Consider the following 22312-nt stretch of genomic DNA (forward strand, 5'->3'; position numbering starts at 1 on the left):
GAGTATAAATAATATGAAAAAACATTTAACCTTATTTTTACTATTTATAACTATGCTTTCATGTTCATTAAAAAAAGAAAAAAAGGAAACTAAAATTAGTACAAATTATACTTATTCTATTGGAATATCTGAAATTACATCACATCCTTCACTGGATTTAGTAATTAAAGGAATTAGCGAAACTTTAAAAAATGATAATGTTGATATACAAGTAATGGTTGCTAATGGGGAACTTGCTACTGCAAATCTTATTGCAAGTAATTTTAATAAAAATAAAGATATTGTAATTGGGGTTGGAACAGGAGCTGCACAGGCTTTAAAAAATAATATAACTGACAAACCAATCTTATTTTCAGCTGTAAGTGATCCTAAAGAAGCAGGATTAATGGCTGAAAATATAACAGGTGTAAGTGATATGATTTTAGATGTAAATAAAAGTTTAAAATTACTTAAAGAAAAATTTCCAAACACTAAAACAATAGGTATTCTTTTTTCAAGCTCTGAATTAAATTCAGCAGTTCAAGTGAAAAATATAAAAAAGGCAGCGAAAGATTTAAACTTAAAAGTTATTGAAGGTGCTGCTTCAAACGCAAATGATTTAGTTCAAGTTACCAACGTTTTAATTGAAAAAGTTGATGCCATATATGTTCCAACTGATAATTTAGTCGTTTCTAATATTTCATATGTAATTGATATAGCTAATAAAAAATCTAAACCTTTAATTGTATCTGAAAATGTTTCAGTTCAATTAGGTGCATTATTTGCATATGGTGTAGATTATTATGAAATTGGTAAAAGAACTGCCGAACTTGTAAAAGAAATACTTAATGGAAAAGATATAAGTCAAATTCCGTATGAAGCAATAATAAAAACAAAATTATATTTTAATAAAGATACGGCAAAAAAACTAAATGTAACATTTGATGATACAAAAAAGGAGTAATATGGAAGAACTAAGTATTTTTATAAAAATAATACCTGAATCAATAAAAATTGGACTTATTTATTCAATAATGGCAATGGGAGTTTATATCACATATAAGATATTAGATTTTCCAGATCTTACAATTGATGGTTCATTCCCTTTAGGAGGCTTTGTTTTTGCTACTATGTCTGCTACATTAATAGGAGCTAGTAATCCATATATTTCAATGATTATTGTAGCAATTGCAGGTGCAATAGCTGGTTTATTTACAGGTATATTACATGTATATTTTGGAATAGATAAATTACTTTCCGGTATACTTATCATGATAGGACTATATAGTATAAACGCAAGAATTGTTGGTACTCCAAGTGTATTTATTGATGCAAGTAAAAGCATATATGGAAAACTAACATATGATAAACATTTTATATTTTTCATAATTGCATTTATTATTGCACTTTTATTAAAAGTTATATATGACTATAATATCAAAAAGAATAAATATGTAATAATTAGTTTATCAATATACATTGTGTTATTTATAATACTTACATACTATGCTTATTATACTGAAGATATTTCTTTAATGATTACAGCATTTATTGTTTTTATAATAAAATTAATAATGGATTATATTCTTACTTCTAAATTCGGGTTTATACTACGTGCTTTAGGAGACAACGAAACAATAGTTACAAGCTTAGGAGTAAATGAAAAAGTTTTAAAATTATATGGACTTATGATTGCAAACTCATTAGTTGCTGTCTCAGGTGGGTTATTTACTCAATATATAAAAGTAATTGATTTATCATCATCACTTGGTACTATGGTTATTGGACTTGCTTCTATAATATTTGGACTGGGGATAATAAAAAAATCAAGAGTTATAAATCATTTATCAATAGTTATAATAGGGTCAATAATTTATTATATTATAATTAATTTTGCATTAAACTCAGGCGAAATAACTAATTCAATTTATGAATTTATAGGTTTATCGCAAAATGCAATAAATATACTTTCTATAAAACCTACTGATGTTAAGATAATAACAGCACTATTACTTGCAGTTATACTTGGATTTGAACACAAGAAAAAAATTAAGAAGGTGAAATAATGATTAAAATTAAAAATGTAAAAAAGACCTTTTATACAGATTTAGGAACAACAAAAGAAGTATTTAAAAATTTAAATCTTGAAGCAAATCCAGGAGATTTTATAACTATAATCGGTAGTAACGGTGCAGGTAAATCAACTTTATTTAATATAATAAACGGAAAAATAATTCCTGATGAAGGAAGTATTGAATTAAATGGAATAGATATAACAAAACTTGAAGCATATAAAAGATCTAAATGGATTTCTCAAGTATACCAAGATCCTACACTTGGAACTGCTCCATCAATGGTTGTTTTAGAAAATCTTTCAATGGCTATGAACAAGGGGAAAAAATTTAATTTAGGATTTGGACTTGATATAAAGCATATCGATTTATTTGAAAAAGAACTAAAAAATTTAGGATTAGGACTTGAAAACCAATTATATACAAAAGTTGGTTCTCTATCAGGTGGACAAAGACAATGTCTTTCACTTATAATGTCTACTTTAAGAAGTCCTGAAGTTTTATTATTAGATGAACATACAGCTGCACTTGATCCACAAACATCACAAATAATACTTGATAAAACAGAAGAAGTTATTAAAAGACATCATATTATAACATTTATGATTACACATAATATGCAAGATGCTATAAAATATGGAAACAGACTTCTAATGCTTCATGGTGGTGAAATTATATTTGATATAAAAGGTAAAGAAAAAGAAGAATTAACTGTTGAAAAATTATTAAATATGTTTAAACAAAAAGAAATGAAATTATCTGATTTATCTGATCAAGATTTATTCTAAAAAAAATCCCCAATACGGGGATTTTTTATTATTCAACTTCAACAAATACTAATTCTTTATTATTTAATGTTGTAAGAACTAATTTACCTGTACAGTAACTAATCTTAGTAGCTGAACCTAATAAGTTTATAAATTCATTTTCTCTTCTAAGGTCGTCACTTGTTCCAGCTAATAGAGTAAGTGATATATTGTCAATTATTATTCTATTTCCATCTATTATGTTATACTTACCTGAGTAGTTATTTACTACGCTGTTTCCATAAGCTTTACCATTTTTGAAATTTAAAGTTACATAATCATTAGAATATGCAGTATTTTTAAGTCTGAATGATTTACCATTTAAATCACTTTCACTTACTTTATAATACACCCCACTCTTACATGAAAATTTTTGATCTTTTGATGTACTTGAACAAGACACTATTGTAGCTAATACAACAAAAAGTCCTATTATTTTTTTCATTTTTATAACCTCCTATATTAAAATACACATTATTCTACCATATTATGTTTTAATAATAAATAATTATTTTTTTCTTTTTAAATATTTTGTTATTTCTAAACCACTTTCAGATAAAATTACTGCAAGCAATATGAAAAATCCTCCTATATATATTTTAGAGCTTAAATCTTCTTTAAGCACAAAATAAGCGAATACCGGTGCGAAAAGTGATTCTGTTGAAAGAAAAATCGCACTTCTCACAGAGCTGGTATATCTTTGAAATAGTGCTTGTAAATAAAGACATATTCCCGTTGTTACTGCTCCTAAATAAAGTATAGTCATAATTTCCTTACCATTTAAAAACCTTAAAGTTTCACCTGAATTTGGGATAAATGTAGAAAATATAAAAATAATGCTTGAAAATATTGCAACATACCAATTTTGTATTAAAAGCATTTTTTCAATTGAATATTTTTTTGAATAATAGCCTGTAAGTGCAATATGTGCTCCAAAAAATACTGCTGAAAGTATGACTAATGCATCTCCCATGTTAAACATAAATAAATTATCACTAGGAGTATACGAAATTATACTTACTCCCAAAAGACAGAATAACGTCGCTATATAAGTATATATATCAGGTGCTTTTCTATTTAACATCCAAGAAATATATGGAACAAACGCTACATTGACACCTGTATAAAAAGCAGATTTTGAAGCTGTTGTATATTTACTTCCTATTATTTGAAATAAGTAAGCAAATAACAATATTGTTGAAATTAATAACATTTTTCTTATATTTTTCACATTTATTTGTTTTAAATCTTTAAAAAATATTATTGATAATATTATTGAAGCAATTAAAAATCTTAATGATACCATATATAAAGGTCCAAACCCAGAATTTAGACCTAGTTTAGTTACAATAAATCCAAATCCCCATAAAAAACCTATTAAAATTAATCCAAAATCTGCTGTTATTCGTTTCATTTTTTCTCCTGTCCAACTTTATTTTTCATGTCAATTAACAAATACTTATTTTTTATTTCTCCATCATTCATTTTTAAATATTTTTGAACATAGTTTTTAACTTGCTCTATTTGTTTAATATTTTTAACTATATCTAATATCTTAAAATCAGGTAGTCCACTTTGCTTTGTACCAAAAACTTCTCCTACATTTCTAAGCTTTAAATCTTCTTCAGCTATTTTAAATCCGTCTGTTTCTTTTTCCATTATTTCAAGTCTTTTTGAAGACAACTCATTTTCAGTATATGATTCTAAAAAACAATAACTCTGAGCATCTCCTCTTCCTACTCTTCCTCGTAATTGATGAAGTGATGAAAGTCCAAATCTTTCTGCATTTTTAATTAACATAATACTTGCATTAGGTACATCAACTCCAACTTCAACAACTGTTGTTGATACTAATATATTTATTTTTCTATTTTTAAAATCTTGCATTACTTCATCTTTTTCTTTATATTTTTGCTTTCCATGTAGAAGTCCTACACTATATTTTGGAAATTTTTGTTTTATTTTTTCAAAAACTTCAATTGCTGATGAAATCTTTAATTTTTCACTTTCTTCTATTAACGGAGCTACAATATATACTTGAACACCTTTTTCCAATTTTTTCTCAATAAATTTATACATTTCATATTCTTGAGCTTTATTAGAAACCCATTTTGTTATTATTTTCTTTCTACCTGTTGGCAACTCATCTATTATACTTACATCAACATCTCCATAAATTGTTAATGCTAAAGAACGTGGTATAGGCGTTGCACTCATAACTATAAGGTTAGTTATTGTTCCTTTTTCACGCATTTTATTTCTTTGATCAACTCCAAATTTATGTTGTTCATCAATTATAGTTAAACCTAATTTCTTAAAAGTGATTCCATCTTCTATTAATGAATGCGTTCCTATTACTACATCAACATTTCCATTTTCTATATCTTGATATAGTTTTTCTTTCTTTTTACCTTTTACAGAGCTTGTCAAAAGTTCAACTCTTATATCTAAATTTTCAAAACTTTTAGCAACATTTATATAATGCTGTTTTGCAAGTATTTCAGTTGGTGCCATTATTACACCTTGATATTTATTTTCAGCCATATATAAAAGAATAATAAGTGCAACAATTGTTTTTCCTGAACCTACATCTCCTTGTATCAAACGATTTATTACTTTACCACTATTAATTTCTTTATATATTGTTGTAATAACTTTTTTTTGTGCATTAGTAAGTTCATAAGGTAAACTTTTAATAAATTTTTTTACAAGTTCTTTGTTACCTTCTAATTTATATATATTATTGTTTAATTTATCTATAAAATATCTATTTTTTAATATGCACATTTCAAGAATTATTATTTCCTCAAACGTAAATCTTCTTATTGCCATATCAAGTGCCACTTTATTTTTAGGAAAATGAATATTTGATATTGCAGTTAATCTGTCAACAATCTTATTTGAAGTTATAAACTCAGACGGCATATTTTCAAAAAGTAGATATCCATATTTATCTATTATATTAGATATAAAATCCCTTAATTTTTTTTGCGTTATGCCATTAGTAAGTGGATAAACAGGCTCCAATTCATATCCGCTTGATATTTCTAATTTGCCTTTTCTATAACTTGGATTTATTATTTGAAGCTTTAATTTTTTATTTACTTTTCCAAAAACACTTATGTTATCTCCCATTTTAATAGAATGATATACATAATTATTATTAAACCAAATAAGCTCAATTATACCGCTATCATCTTGAAGATAGGCAGTTACCATGACTTTTCTAGGCCCTATCATTTTTCTTGTTATATTAACAATATTACCATAAAGAACAACATTTTCGTCATGTTTAACTTGAGATATGCCTTTTAATTTAGCACTATTTTCATATGTTCTTGGAAAGTAGTACAAAATATCATAAATATTTTTTATACCAAGTTTTTTTAATATTTTTTTTAAATTTTGAGTAAGTCCTTTTATTTTTAAATCATCTATATCAGAATACAGTAACTCATAACTTATCATAAAAAAAATCCTCGAATTTTTTAAATGCTCTTCCTCTATGACTTACACTATCCTTTTCTTCCATACTTGCTTGACCAAAAGTTTTTTGTAAATCATCACTATAAAATACAGGGTCATATCCATGTCCATTATTTCCTATGCATTCTTTTATAATGCTTCCGTATGTTTCTCCTCTAAAATGATAATATTTTCCATCAGGAAAAATTAATGTTATTACACATACAAAATGAGCTACCCTTGTACTATTTTTTTCATCAACTTTTTGTACTAAAGCCATACAACGATCTTTAAAATCTGGCAAATGATTCATAAATCTTGCTGTATGTATACCAGGTCCTCCATTTAAACAGTCAACACAAAGCCCTGAATCATCGGCAACAACAGGCATATTAGTAAGTTCCATTATAGCTTTAGCCTTTATTAATGAATTTGCTTCAAAAGTTTCTCCATCTTCTATAATTTCAGGCATGTCTATTGTTATAAACTTAATACCTATTTTTTTACCCATTTCATTAAATTCTGCCAGTTTACCTTTATTAGTAGTGGCTAATATGTATTCTTTCATGATTTCTCCTATTATATTGTATATTTTAAAAAACACACCACAATGGGTGTGCAATTATTTCAATCTGTTTAATGCTTCTACAATTTTTGTATATTCATACCCTTTTCTAGTAAGTTTTATTATTATTTGGGGTGGTTCAATGTTTTTTTCCAGCATTTTTATTATTTCTTTATCAATAAGATCTTCTTCCAAATCATTAGGTATATTTTCAAATGCTAAATCAATATCTTTTTTTATTATACCTTTTTGCATAAGTTTTAAATACTGTTTTTGTCTACTATATTTATGCGATAATATATATGCTGTTGCATAATCTACATCATTTATGTATAGTTCAGTTTCAAGATAATTTATTACTTCTTTGATAATCTCAGTATTCTTATACTTTAATTTTAATTTTGATATTAATTCATACTTTGTTCTTGATTTTAAATACAAATAGAAAAATGCTTTTTGCTTTATGGAATCAAAAAGTATATCACTGTAAATATTACTAATATCCATACCCTCTTTTAACTTATATTCATGTATAATATCAGGACTAATATCAATTATTTCATTATCTGATAAATACATTTTATTACTATTAAGCCTTTGTATTATCATTTTTTCCATTTATTTTAAGTAAAACCTCTTCTTTTATTTTTTCAAATAATTTTTCATCTTCTTTTAGTGATTTTTCAACATTAAGTTTACCTTGACCAAGCCTTGTTTCTCCATAGCTAAACCAAGAACCACTTTTACTACAAATTCCAAGCTCTATTGCTAAATCAAGTACTTCTCCTGTAGATGATATACCACTACCATACATTATACTGAATTTTGCTTCTTTAAATGGTGGTGCAACCTTATTTTTTGTTACTTTTGCCACTATATCATTTCCAACTATTTCTTCACCTTGTTTTATTTGTCCAACTCTTTTTATTTCAACTCTTACTGTTGAGAAGAATTTTAATGCTCTTCCTCCTGATGTTGTTGTTTGAACTCCAGGAGTAAAACTAAATCCTCCTATTTTTTCTCTTATTTGATTTATAAATATCATAACAGTATTAGTTTTGGCAATTGACCCTGTTAATTTTCTTAAGGCTTTTGACATAAGTCTTGCTTGCAGTCCCATTTGTTGTTCTGCCATTTCTCCTTCAATTTCAGCCTTAGGAACTAATGCAGCAACTGAATCTATAACTATTACATCTAAAGTTCCACTTCTAACTAACATATCTGCTATTTCAAGTGCTTGTTCCCCATTATCAGGTTGTGATATTAATAGTTCATCAATATTAACACCTAGTGCTTTTGCATATACAGGATCAAGAGCATGTTCGGCATCTATAAACGCAGCTATTCCTCCACTTTTTTGTGCCTGTGCTATTATATGTAATGCTATTGTTGTTTTTCCCGAAGATTCTGCACCATAAATTTCAATTATACGACCTCTTGGAACTCCTCCTACTCCAAGTGCCATATCAAGATTCATACTTCCTGTTGAGATAGCACTAATATTCATTCCTTGATTTTCCCCAAGTTTCATAATAGAACCGTCTCCATATTGCTTATGTATATTTTTAATCGTACCATCTAAAACTTTTAATTTTTCTTCATTTGCATTAGTATTTGTATCTTCCTTTTTCTTTGCCATACCTATACCTTTCTTTGTTCAAAATATCAATAATATTATATCATAAATTATTAAAAATTTATTGAAATTTATTTTTATTCTTAAATTATTGAAATAGTATTTTACCAACTACTTCCTCCACCACCGGAAAATCCTCCACCAGAAAATCCGCCTCCACTTGAAAAACCTCCACCTGATGAATGAGAATCTGATTTATAGTTTTTTTCATAGTAATTTTCAACATTTGAATTTATCGCATTATTAATAATACTTCTTCTAGTATAAAAATCATAATAAATATATGAATACACAAATTCTTTGTCATAATTTCTTATAGTAAGTTCACTATCTAATTTATCTATAAATTGTTTTTCAACACCTACTGCTACTGCATAAGGTAACATTTGTTTTGAATATTCAAGAATTTCTTTTTGTGTCGTAAAGCTTTTAAATATATTCTTTTCAGCCGTATTAAAATACATAATAAATCCTTTAATATTTCTTATTATTTCTCTTCCACTTTCTTTATATTTTTTTATTTTTATCATAAAAATTATAATAGAAAGTATAAGAATTACTTGAAATAAAGAAAAAATAAACGGCGTTATTCCAAAAATTAATGTAATTACTATAAACATTATCGCTATAATTTTATGTATTAAAATTTCAGAACCAACATTTGACTTATATATTCTATGTAAATATTCATTTGAAACATTACTTGCTTCATAAACAATATCTTCATCATCAAGTAAATCTTCTTCTGATTTTTTTAATACTAGATATGCTTGTTTTTCTTCTGGAGACATTTTTGATATGTCAATATTATCTGCTAAAACATATTTTTCATTCTCATTTTTAATAATACCTTTTGTTATTAAACTTAAAAATATTATAGTCAAAACATTATACTCACTAAAAGAAAGTTTTTTAATATCTTTTAAATAAACTTCATAGCATAGTGCAGGACTTATCTTATCATCAATTTTAAATTCAGGTATAACTGCTTTCCTATCTTTTTGTTTTGATTTATATATTAAGGTAATTAAAAGAAATAATATTAATAGTATTATTACAACTATATTAACAATTAAACTTGGATAAGCCTGTAGTATATTATGTATTTTATCATTTGTTGTAAAAGGATAATTATTTTTATCTAAATTTAATTTAAATGTAAGACCTTCACCAGCTAATAAAGTATTACGTGTAGTTATTACATTAGAATTTATTTCATAGTTATCTCCAGATTGACCTAAAGAACCAGTATATACCTCTAACTTATTAAATGAAGCAACATCAAAATTTAAAATTACTCTAGCTTTTTCAATTGGCATATCCCAATATTGACCTATGGCATTTAAGTATATTTGAGTATTTTTTTCATCAGTTCTTATTACATTGTATATATCATATTCTATTAAAAATTCAGTTATTTCATCTAAGTAATTATATTTATCACCTATTTTGTATCTCACATAGTTACTAAAATTCTTAGTTGTAAAATCAAAATTAGCTTTAAAATTTTTTATTGATGTTCTATCTTCAAATTTTAAAAATTTTGAATTTGCTGATTTTGTTATTATATCTTGTATAATTCCATGCTTTTTTTCTCCTAAAGTATTAAAAATTATACGTTCTTTAATATGTATACTCTTGTCTTTATTAAGTGACACACTATATTCAAAAAGATCTATTTTGCTTGAAAAAGATAAAGTTGAAAATATTAAAAATATAGTTATTAATATCTTTTTCATATTATCCCCTTTCACTAATAAATTCTAACAATTCATCTTTGCCTTTATTAGTTAAAGATGAATAAAAAAATACGTCGTCATTTGTAAATTCTAATTTCTTTTTTATATCTTTTAAGGCTTTAAACCTTTCATTATTTGATAGTTTATCAGTTTTGGTAAATATAATGTAATAGTCTATATTATAATGTTCTAACCACTGTAACATTTCAATATCTTCATTACTTGGTATTCTTCTAATATCAAGTAATAAAAATACTATTTTATCTCTGTCACTTGATAAATATGTCTCAATTATATTTCTCCAATTTTTCTTTACATTTGCAGGAACCTTTGCAAATCCATATCCAGGTAAATCAACAAAAAACATATTATCATTTATTACAAAAAAATTAATAAGTTGTGTTCTACCTGGTGTTTTACTTGTTCTTGCAAGATTTTTTCTTCCTGTTAATGAATTAATTAAAGAAGATTTACCTACATTTGATCTTCCTATAAATGCAAACTCTTTTTTATTAAAAACTTCAGGATAATCTTTTTTTTGAACTACAGATTTTAAAAATTCTGCTTTATTTATTTTCATAATTTAGCTCCTAGTTACTTTTTATATTATTTTATCATGAAAATGATACTTGTTATAGTCATTTTTTACAAATAAAAATAACCTTTTATGATAATATAATTTACCATAAAAGGTTTATTATTTTAATTTTATATTTCCCATAACTTTCAAAACGTTATTTTTTAAGTCTTTCATATTCGTTTCATTAAATATTATATACTTTGTTTTTTTTGCTTTTTCTCTAATATCAATCTGTGCATTTATTAAGTTTAACGCATCTTTTTTATTAATATTGTTTCTTTCCATAATTCTTTTTAATTGTATATTAGGATCAGCATAAACAAGTAATATTTTATCAAAATATTTTTCAAGTTTTAATTCAAATAATAATGGCACTTCAATTATTAAAATATCAGATTTGTTATTTTCAATATATTTTTTCATTTCAGATATAATTTTTGGGTGCATTATACTATTTAATATTTTTATTTTTTCTTTGTCTTCAAATACTATTTCTCTAAGCTTTTTTCTATCAATTTCATTATCTGTTAATATATTATATGAAAAATTATCACATAATTTTTTTTTTATATCATCTTGCTTTAAAAGTTTGTGAGAAATACTATCTAAATCCAGTGTATCGTATGAAAGTTCTTTTAAAATTTCTAAAACTTTAGATTTCCCCACACCGATACTACCAGTTAATCCTATTATCATTCTAAGCAGCCTTCTTGGTGTATATGATGTATTTCATCACATTTAATGTACTCTTCAATATAGTGTAACACTAAATCTTTTGAACTTATACCTACAGTCATTAAAAAATAACTACCTTCCCACATAGCTGTTCCATTTAACATATCTACTACTTGCTGATAATTATTTTTTATCTTTCTGCTACTAGCACTTTTATATGCGTTTATAAACTTATATAAATTAGTTGTAGGATAAGCTTCAAATTTAAAGTGCATATGATCTTTTTCATAATGCACATCGTTTAAAGTAACTTGATAAGGACTTGAAATATTTTTAAAAATATTTATACCAAATTGTGCTATCTCATCTGTAAATATAGGTGCTTTATTTTTACTAACTAATACTAATTCATAATGTAATGAAAATGTTGAATGATTGTACTCTTTTATCACTACTGACCCTTTCTAATATGTTAAGATTGAATATACTTCATATTCTTTTAATAAATCTCTACCGTGTAAATCTTCAAGTTCAATTAAAAATGCAAGTTCATGTACTTTTGCATCAATCATTTCAACTAATTGAACCATGGCTTGTGCTGTTCCACCTGTAGCTAATAAGTCATCAACGATAAGTACATTAGCTCCTTTATGAAAAGCATCTTTATGCACTTCAATAGTATTTTTACCATATTCTAATGAATATTCTGCTTTTATAGTTTCAGCTGGCAATTTACCAACTTTTCTTGCAGGAACAAAACCTGCACCTATATTATATGCTATTGCTGCACCAAATATAAATCCTCTGGCATCTGCTCCTAATACATAATCAATACCTTTATCTTTATATCTATTTGTAAAATCTTCAATAATTAATTTTAATCCTTCTTTATCTTTTAATGCTGTTGTTATATCTCTAAATAGTATACCTTTTTCAGGAAAGTCAGGAATTGTTCTTATTAGTTTATCAACTTTTTCTTTATCTATTTTATTCATTGTTTACTTCCTCCCATATCTAATAAAATAATTTTTAATTTAATTATTTTTTTATTCTCAACTTCTATTACCCTAATAATATATAAAGGTTCATTTAATTGATCATTTTCTTGTGCAACTTTTCCAAGCTTATATTGAACAAATCCTGAAATAGTTTCATACTCTTCCGATAAAGGTATTTCAATTCCTATTTCTTCATTTATTTCTTCAACAGATGTCTCACCCATGACTTCAAATATATTATCTGTCAATTTTATTATATTATCAACTTCAATGTCGTACTCATCCCTTATTTCACCGACAATTTCTTCTAAAATATCCTCTATAGTTACAATTCCGGATGTTCCACCATATTCATCAATTATTACTGCTATATGGCTTTGGTTAAGTTTAAATTCTTCAAGCATCTTTTCAATAGGTTTTGCTTCAGGAACATATACTGCTTTTCTTGCTAAATCTTTTATTTTAGTACTATGCTTTGCAGTAAGTATATCTTTAATATACAATATTCCTTCAATATTATCTATACTTTCAGTATATACAGGTATTCTTGAAAATCCTTGCTCGGCTATTTCTGATAAATGTGCTCCTATTGTATCTTCCATGTTAAGTGCAAAAAGTGATGTTCTTGGAGTCATTATTTCTTTTACTGTTGTTTGTGAAAATTGATCTTCTTCAGGTTCTTCATAAATTTCCTCTTCGGAAAATTGTTCTACCTGTTCTCTAAATATTAATTTTAGTATGTAATAAACCGGAAATATTATGTAAGAAAGTAAGATAATTAACCATTTTACATATTCATATACCAATTCACTATATTTATTTTTTATAATTCTTGGTATATATTCACAAATTAAAAGCAATAATATTGTAGAAATTATCGCATTTATATGAAAATCCTTTAAAGCAAATAAAATACTAGATATAAATATATATCTGTATAATATTACTATTTCTTTATATTTTTTATCTAATTGTTCTTCAATTATCTTAAAAACAATTAAAAGTAAGGTTGCTATAAACAAGAGGACTAATTCCCCGTTCATATTAATCATTCTCCTTTAATATTTAGTACATTATATCCTACTATATTTATTAATACTTGTCAATTTACTATTTATTATATTTTCCATAAGACAAGCAATAGTCATTGGTCCTACTCCACCAGGTACAGGAGTGATATATGAAACTTCATTTTTTTGTATTACATTTTCAAAATCAACGTCTCCATATAACTTACTTTCAACTCTGTTGATACCTACATCAATAATTACTGCACCTTTTTTTAAATGCTCTGCTTTTATTAAATGTTTTACTCCAACTGCAACTATTACTATATCAGCATTTTCTAGTTTTTCGTATAAATTTTTTGTTTTAGTATGACAAACTTGTACTGTAGCGGAAAGATTAATAAGCATATTTGCAAGTGGTTTACCTACTATATTACTTCTTCCGACAATAACGGTATTAGCTCCTTCTATTTCTATGTTATATTCTTTAAGTAGTTTTATTATTCCTTGTGCTGTACATGGTTTAAAACCATCAAGATTTAATACTAAATTCCCTAAACTTTTAGCTGTAAGTCCATCTACATCTTTTCTAAAATCAATATTTTCTATTATTTCAACACTATTTAAATGTTTTGGTAATGGCATTTGAAGTAAAATACCATCTATATTTTCATCTGCGTTTAATTCTTTTATTTTATTTATAATCTCTTCTTTTGTAGAAGTCTCAGGCATTGTTATAGTGATTGTTTTAATTCCAACTTTACTACAAGCACGCTCTTTATTTCTCACATAAACTTGAGATGCTTTATCATTTCCAACCAATATTACTGCTAAACCTGCATGCGTATTATGCTTTTCTATTATTTCATCATGCTGATTTTTTAAATTACTAAGTATTTTCTCCGAAATACTTTTTCCGTCTATAATTTTAGTCATTTTTTTCTTCATCGCTCCAGATTGAAATATGGTTTTTCCAAAAATTAAGTTCTTGTAATTTTGCAGATATATCTACGTTTATAACAACAACATTACTTGGAACATCTAATTTATATGCAGTTAAATTTAATATAGCTTTTATACCCAGTCTTATTAATTCATCAGCCATTTCTTGAGCATATTCTCTAGTTACAGCTAATATTACTTCATCTACTTTATTTTCATGTATAAAACTTTCTAGCATATCAACATTATTTACTGTTAACCCAAGTGAATTAATCTTTTTTCCAACCTTTGATAAATCTTTATCAAAAACACCTATTATTTTAAATCCTTTTCCCAAAACTGCCATATTATTACTGATCATGGCTCCCATTTTTCCATGCCCTATCAGTATTACATTATTTTCGCTATCTACACCTAAAATATGTTCTATTATTTGTATTAATTTCTTTACACTATACCCTTTACCCCTAACTCCAAATTCTCCAAAAGTTGATAAATCCTTTCTTACTTGAGCAGATGTACTTTTCATTTTAGTAGCTAATTCACCTGAATTAATATTTTCTTTTTGTTTTTGTACTTCCTGTAAAATACTTAGATATTGTGTAAGTCTTGCAATCATCATATTTGATATGTCATTTAACATATACTGTTCATTTATACCACTATTTTCTATCATAAATAATATCTCCTACTAAAAGTTTTCTACCGTTTACTATATCTTGTCCGGTCATTAACTTTTTACCTTCAAATTTAGCAGAGCTGATAAGAATTGAACCATTCGCGCAACTTATTACAGGTCCTTTTTTTGTAAGTTCTGCAACTACTCCATTGGCTAGGTCATATTTTTTTTCTAATTTTTGTACACTATATATTTTAATATGTTCTCCATTTTTAATTGTATATGCACAAGGACTTGGACTAAGCCCTCTTACTAAATTAAAAATTTGTTCTTTTGTCTTATCAAAATCTATCTGCATTTCTTCTTTTTTTATAGGCTTTACTAATGTTGCTTTACTATCATCTTGTTTTGTTGCTATATATGTATTATTAATTAATTTAGGTATTGTATTTTCTAACCCTTGTGCTCCAAGCTTAGATAATCTGTCAGTAAGTGTACCCAAATTGTCTTCCTCAAGTATTTCTGTTTTTAACACTTCAAGTACATCTCCTGTATCAAGACCTTCGTTTATAAACATAATACTTATACCTGTTTCACTATCTCCATTTATAAGGGCAGAATGTATAGGTGAGGCCCCTCTATACTTTGGAAGTATTGATGAATGTACATTTATAATTCCAAGTCTTGGTATATCAATTATACTTTTAGGTATAATTTTACCATATGCAACAACAACGATTAAATCAGGATTAATCTCTTTTATTTTATCTAAAATTTCATCTTTTTTTAAACTTGTAGGTTGTATACATTCTATTTCATTTTCTAAAGCAAACTGCTTAACCGGTGAAAAAAGAATCTTTTTTCCTCTTGCATTTACTTTATCTTCTTTAGTAAATATTAATTTTAAATCTGTATTTTCTTTTAACACCTTAAGGCTTGGTATTGCAAAATCAGGTGTTCCCATAAATACTGTTTTTATCATTTTACACTCCCTAATCAAATTTTTTGGGTTTACTGTTTTTCTTTATTATTTCTAATTTTTTTCTAATTAAATTTCTATTTACAGGCGTTAAACGATCAATGTACATCATACCATTTATATGGTCTGTTTCATGCTGAAATGCCTTAGCCCATAATCCTTGCATCTCTTCAATAACTTCTTCTCCATATTCATTTAAATACTTAACTTTTATTTTATCAGGTCTAGAAACTTTTTTAAAAATTCCTGGTATAGATAAACATCCCTCATCTACTGATACATTTTTATCAAGTATTTCAAGTATTTCAGGATTTATACATTTTTTTACTATCTCATCTATTTCCATAACAAAATATCTTCTATCTATTCCAACTTGTGTTGAAGCAAGCCCTACACCATTTGCAAGACGCATAGTTCTTACCATGTCATCTAAAACTTTTCTTAAATCATCATTTATTTCTTCTGGCTCCAAAGCTCTTGTTACCGTTCTTAATATTTTTGCTCCATATATTTGTAATTCCATTTCTCTCTCCTTCTAAAACATTGAATTGGCATCTACATCAACTAGTATTCTGATTTGTGAGCCATAATTTATATTATCTAATATTTTTTTTAATCTACTTTTTACTCTTTTTTCATTTTCTCTTTCAAAAATTATGTTTATAACATTTCTGTATCGTCTACTTATCCTGTATATTCCAGAATGAGCTACAGGATAAACTGTTGCTAAATCCTTTAAATATTTATCTATATTTGTGTACAAATCATATGAAGCTTTGGTAAGTTTTTCTTCATTTAATGCTGTCATTAATATTTTTATATGCTTTGAATATGGTGGATAATTTAAAATTTTTCTAAAATTCATCTGTTCTTCAAAAATTTTTTCATAATCATTATTAACTATTGATTCGATCAACGTAGAATTAGGATTTAATGTTTGAATTAAAACTTCTCCATGTTTGCTCTCTCTTCCTGCTCTACCTGATGCTTGAACTATTAGTTGATATGTTTTTTCAATTGATTTATAATCCGGAACTATATTTATCCCCTCTGCATTTATTGCACAAACTAATGTTACATTGGGAAAATGAAATCCTTTTGCGACTATTTGAGTACCAATAAGTATATTATATTTACCTTCTAAAAATTCTTCATAAGCTTTATTCAATTTTTTGTTTGTATTCATTGAATCAGAGTCCATTCTTAAAATCTTTTCTTCATCAAATAATTCACAAAGTTTATCCTCAAGCTTTTCGGTTCCCATTCCTACTTTTATTAATTTACTTCCACCACAACTATCACAAGCATTTTTATATTTATACTTAGTTTCACATTGATTACACTTTAATATATCCGATTTATAATAAACAAGTTTGGTACTGCAATTATTACACTCTAAAACGTTATTACAATTTTCACATTTAATAACTACTGAATGAGCTTTTCTATTTAATAATATTATTACTTGCTCATTTTTAATAATTCTATCATTTATTTTTTCAATTAAAGTCGGTGTTAATAAGTCTTTTTCATTGTTTAAATCAACAATTTCAAAGCTTGGCATACTATAATCATTATATCTTTTTGTAAGTTTATGCTCAACTATTAAACCTGATTTAACTTGATTATATGTTTCAAATGATGGTGTTGCACTCCCAAGTATTAATTTTGCATCTTCAAGTAATACTCTTTTGATTGCTACATTTTTTACGTGATATCTTGGCGATTCCTCTTGTTTATATGAACTTTCTTGTTCTTCATCTATTATTATATACCCTAAATTCTTTAGTTTACAAAATAGAGCAGATCTTGTTCCTAAAACAACTTTTTTTTCTCCACATACTAATTCATCATAATATTTTTTCTTTTTAGAATCTGTAAGTTTACTGTGCCATAATGCAACTTTATTACCAAAAACTTCCTCTAATTTTGATACTAACTGTGGCGTAAGAGATATTTCAGGAACTAAAATAATACAAGATTTATCTTCCTTAATTGCTTTTTTAATTAGTGATATATATATTTGAGTTTTACCTGAACCTGTAACACCATTTATTAAGTGAATTTTTTGAGTAGAATTTTCTATATCATTTACAACTTGCATTTGATTTTCAGTCAATTTTATTTCTTCTTTTTGTATATATTTTTTCTCAGTTGTATTTTTTCTAGGTTTTGTTTCCTTATCCTCCGGTTCAGTAATTAAAGGAATAAGAGAACCAAAAGGTTCCATATAATAAGAAGACATCCAAGTTATAAGATCAAAAAGAGTACTATCTAATCTTTTATCAAGTACTTTAAGAATTTCTTTTATTTCATAATCTGTACTTATATTTTCTTCTTTTCCTACAACTATCCCAATGGTTTCTTTATTTCTAAAATTTACTACACAAAATGTTCCTTTAAGAATTTCAGTAGGATAAGAGTAAGTAAACGTCATATTATTTTTATTAATTTGTACTTTAAAATACATATTTATTCCCTATTTTTATACTTTTTTTAGCAATATTATTATATCATATGTAACATTTTTTATAAAGTCAAAAACTTTTATGCTAACTTAAAACTCGTAAAAAATAAAAGTAGCCTTCTATGATAATCTCTTTTACCACAGAAGGCTTTAATTCTTACAAAAAATTGCATCAATTTGTCGTGTATTTTCTATTTTTCAATTTCTTCTTTAAAAATTATTAATACAAAACCTAGTAAAAATGCTGCTAAAAGTATAATTTTTTTGTTGTATTTCCCTTTATTCATTACATTTGTCAGTCTTACAACATCATTTTTATCTTCTTTTATTTGTTTATAGAATACTAATTTTGATATAGTTGTGTCTGCTTGTGCATCTCTATATTCTATAATATTTGTTCTCTTGTTCAATTCATTATATTGTTTTTCAAGATTTTCACTCATTTTTGAAAAGTAAGAAAATTGAATATCTTTAATATATGAATTAGATAAGTTTACAAGTTCATAAGCAAATTCTTTTCCTAATTGTTTATCCTTAGTTGTAAAAGTAATTTTTAATGTACTTTCATTGCTAATAGGTTTTTCAACTAAAATATTTTTTGATAATTCATTTTCATCTACCTTAGAAAATACTTTATTAATCATTTTTGAATTAGCTATAAGATACGAATTAAAATTATGTGAACTTAAAATATATTTTGCATCATCATTCATTTCCTTTATATATTTTTCATTTACATAAATATTTACAGTTATTTTTTGTACTTGTATATAACTTACTACTAAATAAGCTAATACTGTTAATATCGTTGATAAAATTAAAATTTTAAGTATATTTTTTTTGATTGTTTTTATTATATCCATTATTTAATTGAATGTACTACTTCAAGTACAACCCTTTCAAATTCTTCTAATTTATGTTGAGAAACTTCTTCCTTTTCATCTTTGACATAAAGGTAAAGTTTGATTTTTGGCTCTGTTCCTGATGGTCTTAATGTATACCAACTTCCATCTTCATAAGTAACTTTAAAAGCATTTTGTTTTTCAGTGTCAATAGCTTTCTTTGTTCCTGATTTATAGTCTATTACTACTTGCATTTCATAATCTGTTATTTCTTTAACTTGAGTATCAAGTATTTGCTTAGGATAAATATTTCTAAATTCTTTCATCATTCTTGATATTCTTTGTTGACCTTCAACACCTTCTAGAACTATTGAAATTCCTTTTTCCTTATAATATCCAAATTCTTCAAATAATTCATATAAAACATCAATAAGTGTTTTACCTTGTTTTTTATAAAAAGCAGCCATTTCAGCAAGAATTAATGATGCTGTAACTCCATCTTTATCTCTTACAAATGTCCCTATATTATATCCTACACTTTCTTCATACCCAAATATATATGTTTTTTCTTTAGTTTTTGAATATAGATTTGATAATGCACAAATATTTTTAAATCCTGTTAAAACGCTAACCATTTCAACACCGTATTTTTTACAAACAGCAGTTCCCATTTCACCTGTAACTATTGATTTAACTATTATTGGATTTTTAGGCATTTGTCCATTTTCTGCAAGAGATGAAACTAAATAATGAATTAATAAAACTCCTGTTTGGTTTCCATTTAAAGGTATAATTTCCCCTTTATGATTTACTTCAACTGCAAGTCTATCTGAATCAGGATCTGTTGCAATTATTACTTCACCATCAACTTTTTCGCAAAGTTTATCTGCATATTCAAAAACAGAAACAAATTCAGGATTTGGATATCCTATTGTAGGAAAATGTCCGTCCGGATTTTCTTGTTCAGGAACCACAAAAATATTTTTATATCCCATTTCATCTAATACTGTTCTTACACCTTTATTTCCTGCTCCGTTAAGTGGAGTATATACTATTCTTATACTTTTATCTAATAATTCATCAGATCTTAAAGATTGTTTTTTTACTTCTTCATAATATGCTCTGTCAACTTCTGCTCCAATGATTTCAAGAATTCCACTTTCTTTAGCCTTTTCAAAAGATAATTTTTTATAATCTGAAAATAAGTCTAATTTTTGCATTTGTTCTAATACTTGACTTGCTATGTCATCTTTTATTTGAGAACCTTCGTCCCAATACACCTTATATCCATTATACTCTTTGGGGTTATGTGATGCCGTAATATTAATACCTGATGTACATTTTAAATATCTAACTGCAAAAGATAATTCAGGAGTAGGTCTTAAACTTTCAAATAAATATGTTTTAATTCCTTCACTAGCCATTATTGTAGCTGCCTCTTTTGCAAATTCAGGAGACATTATTCTACAATCATATGCAATTACTATCCCTTTTTTTACTGCTTCTTCTCCATGTGATTTTATTACTTCAGCTAAGGCTTTTGTTGCTCTTGCAATAACAAGTCTATTCATTCTGTTTGTTCCGGCTCCAAGTTTTCCTCTAAGTCCAGCTGTACCAAATACTAATTCTTGATAAAATCTGTCCTTTATTTCAGATTCGTCTCCTTTTATATTTTCTAATTGAGCTTTTAAATCCTCATCAAGCCCCCCATAATTTAACCAATTGGTATATTTGGTCATATAAGTTTCCATGTGTTCCTCCAATTACTTTATATATTTTTAATCTACTATAACAATCACAGGTTCTTGCGGCGTTCTGTGCCCTGCTTTATTTACTGATTTTGACCCTATCCATTGATATATAAATTTAATGCTGTCATCTTCATTTCTAACACATTTATGAGATAACGGATAAGTCCCAAGTTTAGATGCAGTTACTTTTTTTCTTTCTTCTCTATTTTCTTTCGGTTCATACATTGATGGTATACCATGCAAATATGCACCTCCTGAAAACCTTATTGCATAAAGAGCATCCCCTACTATTGTATCTTTTTCAATATCTGAAGTATACAACATTGTAGGTTTAGATATAGCTACTAAAAATTCTCCCTTTGGTGTAGCATATCCAAATTCACTGTCTTTACCTGTAGTAACATAACCAACGGATAGCATATTGTATCTTCCTGATTGAGTATCTCTTTCATAAGTTATTTGATTTTGGCTATGTTTACTTACAAATACAAATTTATTTATATAATCTATTATACCACTATTTCTTATATATTTTGCATTTGTTTTTGGCATATAGTATATTTTTTCTCCATATGCACTTGTTATTATTTCAAAATATTTATCAGTTTCATTTAATATTACAAATAAAGATCTATCGGGAAGGTATATAAAATCCTTAAAATCTTTATCAGTATATATTTGTATACTTTGACTACCTCTATTACCAAATTTATCTTTTTTAAATGATACAACCTCTTCTGAAAGGGGAGTATATTTATTTACAACTTTTATATTACCTAAGTTTTTTTCAATAAATTTATTAAATCGTTCGGCTCTTTCAACAGCTTTTTTAAAATCAAATTCTCTTTTTATAACTAAATTTTTTCTTACATAAGCAACTTTCCCTTTTTCAGTTGTAACTTCATACCACTTTTCTTTTTTATTATTTTCAACTAATGCTGTTACTTTTATTGTTTTATGAAAATTTAGTTTTGATACTATACTTGATTTTACAGTTGGTTTAGCTCTTAAATTTACTGATTTTTTAGCAAACACATAATGATCTTTATCTTTTGGAACATACTTATCAAATTGAAAATTAAAATCTATGTGTTCTGATCTTTCATCACTAAATTTTTCTATATACTCAATTGAATATGAAAATGTGTATAAGAAAACAAAAAACATTAAAAATAATTTTTTCAAAATTT

The 22312-nt window shown here is 26.1% G+C and carries 23 protein-coding genes; 3 read left to right on the forward strand and 20 right to left on the reverse strand.

The genetic code is table 11. The features are described 5' to 3' along the window. Positions 1-13 precede the first annotated feature (13 nt). Genes AWT63_RS02755 through AWT63_RS02765 form a run of 3 tightly spaced genes read left to right on the forward strand, consistent with a single transcriptional unit; the run spans position 14 to position 2839 of the window. Positions 14-943 (forward strand): ABC transporter substrate-binding protein, encoded by a 930-nt coding sequence (locus tag AWT63_RS02755; RefSeq protein ID WP_068268301.1) that lies wholly within the window; start codon positions 14-16, stop codon positions 941-943. A 1-nt stretch (position 944) separates the two neighbouring features. After that, on the forward strand, positions 945-2045 hold the full coding sequence (locus AWT63_RS02760) for an ABC transporter permease (RefSeq protein ID WP_068268303.1): 1101 nt from the start codon (positions 945-947) through the stop codon (positions 2043-2045). Continuing rightward, positions 2045-2839: an ABC transporter ATP-binding protein gene (locus AWT63_RS02765; RefSeq protein ID WP_068268304.1), complete on the forward strand. Its 795-nt coding sequence runs from the start codon at positions 2045-2047 to the stop codon at positions 2837-2839. The genes AWT63_RS02760 and AWT63_RS02765 overlap by 1 nt, the downstream gene beginning before the upstream one ends. 28 nt (positions 2840-2867) lie before the next feature. On the opposite strand, the gene AWT63_RS02770 is transcribed toward AWT63_RS02765, so the two are convergent. The 20 genes from AWT63_RS02770 to AWT63_RS02865 form a co-directional block, all read right to left on the reverse strand. After that, on the reverse strand, positions 2868-3302 hold the full coding sequence (locus tag AWT63_RS02770) for an META domain-containing protein (protein WP_068268306.1): 435 nt from the start codon (positions 3300-3302) through the stop codon (positions 2868-2870). Between the two features lie 63 nt (positions 3303-3365). Then, positions 3366-4271 (reverse strand): DMT family transporter, encoded by a 906-nt coding sequence (locus AWT63_RS02775; RefSeq protein ID WP_068268308.1) that lies wholly within the window; start codon positions 4269-4271, stop codon positions 3366-3368. Further along, on the reverse strand, positions 4268-6325 hold the full coding sequence (gene recG / locus AWT63_RS02780; protein WP_068268310.1) for an ATP-dependent DNA helicase RecG: 2058 nt from the start codon (positions 6323-6325) through the stop codon (positions 4268-4270). The genes AWT63_RS02775 and recG overlap by 4 nt, the downstream gene beginning before the upstream one ends. Further along, positions 6312-6890 carry an RdgB/HAM1 family non-canonical purine NTP pyrophosphatase gene (rdgB, locus tag AWT63_RS02785; protein ID WP_068268312.1) on the reverse strand — a complete coding sequence of 193 codons (579 nt, stop codon included), beginning with the start codon at positions 6888-6890 and terminating at the stop codon, positions 6312-6314. The genes recG and rdgB overlap by 14 nt, the downstream gene beginning before the upstream one ends. 54 nt (positions 6891-6944) lie before the next feature. Next, positions 6945-7505, reverse strand: a complete 561-nt coding sequence (locus AWT63_RS02790) for a regulatory protein RecX (RefSeq protein ID WP_068268314.1) — start codon at positions 7503-7505, stop codon at positions 6945-6947. Then, positions 7477-8526, reverse strand: a complete 1050-nt coding sequence (gene recA / locus AWT63_RS02795) for a recombinase RecA (RefSeq protein ID WP_068268315.1) — start codon at positions 8524-8526, stop codon at positions 7477-7479. Before recA ends, AWT63_RS02790 begins: the two co-directional genes overlap by 29 nt. A gap of 101 nt (positions 8527-8627) precedes the next feature. Beyond that, a complete protein-coding gene (locus tag AWT63_RS02800; RefSeq protein WP_068268317.1) occupies positions 8628-10262 on the reverse strand; it encodes a DUF2207 domain-containing protein in 1635 nt (544 codons plus the stop codon). Position 10263: 1 nt separating this feature from the next. After that, complete coding sequence (gene yihA / locus AWT63_RS02805) at positions 10264-10842, reverse strand: ribosome biogenesis GTP-binding protein YihA/YsxC (RefSeq protein WP_068268319.1); 579 nt, start codon at positions 10840-10842, stop codon at positions 10264-10266. A gap of 117 nt (positions 10843-10959) precedes the next feature. Further along, positions 10960-11538, reverse strand: a complete 579-nt coding sequence (gene coaE / locus AWT63_RS02810; RefSeq protein WP_068268321.1) for a dephospho-CoA kinase — start codon at positions 11536-11538, stop codon at positions 10960-10962. Then, positions 11535-11969, reverse strand: coding sequence for an IS200/IS605 family transposase (tnpA, locus tag AWT63_RS02815; RefSeq protein WP_068268323.1), 435 nt, complete (start codon positions 11967-11969; stop codon positions 11535-11537). Before tnpA ends, coaE begins: the two co-directional genes overlap by 4 nt. A gap of 12 nt (positions 11970-11981) precedes the next feature. Then, positions 11982-12512, reverse strand: a complete 531-nt coding sequence (locus tag AWT63_RS02820; RefSeq protein WP_068268325.1) for an adenine phosphoribosyltransferase — start codon at positions 12510-12512, stop codon at positions 11982-11984. Continuing rightward, a complete protein-coding gene (locus AWT63_RS02825; RefSeq protein ID WP_068268326.1) occupies positions 12509-13558 on the reverse strand; it encodes a hemolysin family protein in 1050 nt (349 codons plus the stop codon). The genes AWT63_RS02820 and AWT63_RS02825 overlap by 4 nt, the downstream gene beginning before the upstream one ends. A 30-nt stretch (positions 13559-13588) precedes the next feature. Beyond that, entirely contained in the window at positions 13589-14470 is an 882-nt protein-coding gene (locus tag AWT63_RS02830; protein WP_231723211.1) for a bifunctional 5,10-methylenetetrahydrofolate dehydrogenase/5,10-methenyltetrahydrofolate cyclohydrolase, read from the reverse strand. Continuing rightward, positions 14451-15140, reverse strand: coding sequence for a redox-sensing transcriptional repressor Rex (locus AWT63_RS02835; RefSeq protein ID WP_231723212.1), 690 nt, complete (start codon positions 15138-15140; stop codon positions 14451-14453). Before AWT63_RS02835 ends, AWT63_RS02830 begins: the two co-directional genes overlap by 20 nt. Then, on the reverse strand, positions 15127-16062 hold the full coding sequence (gene fmt, locus AWT63_RS02840) for a methionyl-tRNA formyltransferase (protein WP_068268382.1): 936 nt from the start codon (positions 16060-16062) through the stop codon (positions 15127-15129). Before fmt ends, AWT63_RS02835 begins: the two co-directional genes overlap by 14 nt. A 13-nt stretch (positions 16063-16075) precedes the next feature. Next, entirely contained in the window at positions 16076-16585 is a 510-nt protein-coding gene (gene def / locus AWT63_RS02845; protein ID WP_068268327.1) for a peptide deformylase, read from the reverse strand. A gap of 12 nt (positions 16586-16597) precedes the next feature. Beyond that, complete coding sequence (gene priA, locus AWT63_RS02850; RefSeq protein WP_068268328.1) at positions 16598-18532, reverse strand: replication restart helicase PriA; 1935 nt, start codon at positions 18530-18532, stop codon at positions 16598-16600. A 188-nt stretch (positions 18533-18720) separates the two neighbouring features. Further along, positions 18721-19392 carry a YveK family protein gene (locus AWT63_RS02855; RefSeq protein WP_068268329.1) on the reverse strand — a complete coding sequence of 224 codons (672 nt, stop codon included), beginning with the start codon at positions 19390-19392 and terminating at the stop codon, positions 18721-18723. Then, the gene (locus tag AWT63_RS02860) at positions 19392-21122 is read right to left on the reverse strand and encodes a phospho-sugar mutase (protein WP_068268330.1); all 1731 of its coding nucleotides are present in this window, start codon (positions 21120-21122) and stop codon (positions 19392-19394) included. The genes AWT63_RS02855 and AWT63_RS02860 overlap by 1 nt, the downstream gene beginning before the upstream one ends. Before the next feature lie 27 nt (positions 21123-21149). Continuing rightward, positions 21150-22307, reverse strand: coding sequence for a L,D-transpeptidase family protein (locus AWT63_RS02865; protein ID WP_068268331.1), 1158 nt, complete (start codon positions 22305-22307; stop codon positions 21150-21152). Between the last annotated feature and the right edge of the window lie 5 nt (positions 22308-22312).

The sequence above is a fragment of the Caviibacter abscessus genome, from assembly GCF_001517835.1.
Taxonomy (GTDB): Bacteria; Fusobacteriota; Fusobacteriia; order Fusobacteriales; family Leptotrichiaceae; genus Caviibacter; species Caviibacter abscessus.

Coding starts and splice junctions, on each gene's coding strand:
- AWT63_RS02755 (WP_068268301.1), top strand. CDS start 14: ATGAAAAAACATTTAACCTTATTTTTACTATTTATAACTATGCTTTCA.
- AWT63_RS02760 (WP_068268303.1), top strand. CDS start 945: ATGGAAGAACTAAGTATTTTTATAAAAATAATACCTGAATCAATAAAA.
- AWT63_RS02765 (WP_068268304.1), top strand. CDS start 2,045: ATGATTAAAATTAAAAATGTAAAAAAGACCTTTTATACAGATTTAGGA.
- AWT63_RS02770 (WP_068268306.1), bottom strand. CDS start 3,302: ATGAAAAAAATAATAGGACTTTTTGTTGTATTAGCTACAATAGTGTCT.
- AWT63_RS02775 (WP_068268308.1), bottom strand. CDS start 4,271: ATGAAACGAATAACAGCAGATTTTGGATTAATTTTAATAGGTTTTTTA.
- recG (WP_068268310.1), bottom strand. CDS start 6,325: ATGATAAGTTATGAGTTACTGTATTCTGATATAGATGATTTAAAAATA.
- rdgB (WP_068268312.1), bottom strand. CDS start 6,890: ATGAAAGAATACATATTAGCCACTACTAATAAAGGTAAACTGGCAGAA.
- AWT63_RS02790 (WP_068268314.1), bottom strand. CDS start 7,505: ATGGAAAAAATGATAATACAAAGGCTTAATAGTAATAAAATGTATTTA.
- recA (WP_068268315.1), bottom strand. CDS start 8,526: ATGGCAAAGAAAAAGGAAGATACAAATACTAATGCAAATGAAGAAAAA.
- AWT63_RS02800 (WP_068268317.1), bottom strand. CDS start 10,262: ATGAAAAAGATATTAATAACTATATTTTTAATATTTTCAACTTTATCT.
- yihA (WP_068268319.1), bottom strand. CDS start 10,842: ATGAAAATAAATAAAGCAGAATTTTTAAAATCTGTAGTTCAAAAAAAA.
- coaE (WP_068268321.1), bottom strand. CDS start 11,538: ATGATAATAGGATTAACTGGTAGTATCGGTGTGGGGAAATCTAAAGTT.
- AWT63_RS02820 (WP_068268325.1), bottom strand. CDS start 12,512: ATGAATAAAATAGATAAAGAAAAAGTTGATAAACTAATAAGAACAATT.
- AWT63_RS02825 (WP_068268326.1), bottom strand. CDS start 13,558: ATGAACGGGGAATTAGTCCTCTTGTTTATAGCAACCTTACTTTTAATT.
- AWT63_RS02830 (WP_231723211.1), bottom strand. CDS start 14,470: ATGAAGAAAAAAATGACTAAAATTATAGACGGAAAAAGTATTTCGGAG.
- AWT63_RS02835 (WP_231723212.1), bottom strand. CDS start 15,140: ATGATAGAAAATAGTGGTATAAATGAACAGTATATGTTAAATGACATA.
- def (WP_068268327.1), bottom strand. CDS start 16,585: ATGGAATTACAAATATATGGAGCAAAAATATTAAGAACGGTAACAAGA.
- priA (WP_068268328.1), bottom strand. CDS start 18,532: ATGTATTTTAAAGTACAAATTAATAAAAATAATATGACGTTTACTTAC.
- AWT63_RS02855 (WP_068268329.1), bottom strand. CDS start 19,392: ATGGATATAATAAAAACAATCAAAAAAAATATACTTAAAATTTTAATT.
- AWT63_RS02860 (WP_068268330.1), bottom strand. CDS start 21,122: ATGGAAACTTATATGACCAAATATACCAATTGGTTAAATTATGGGGGG.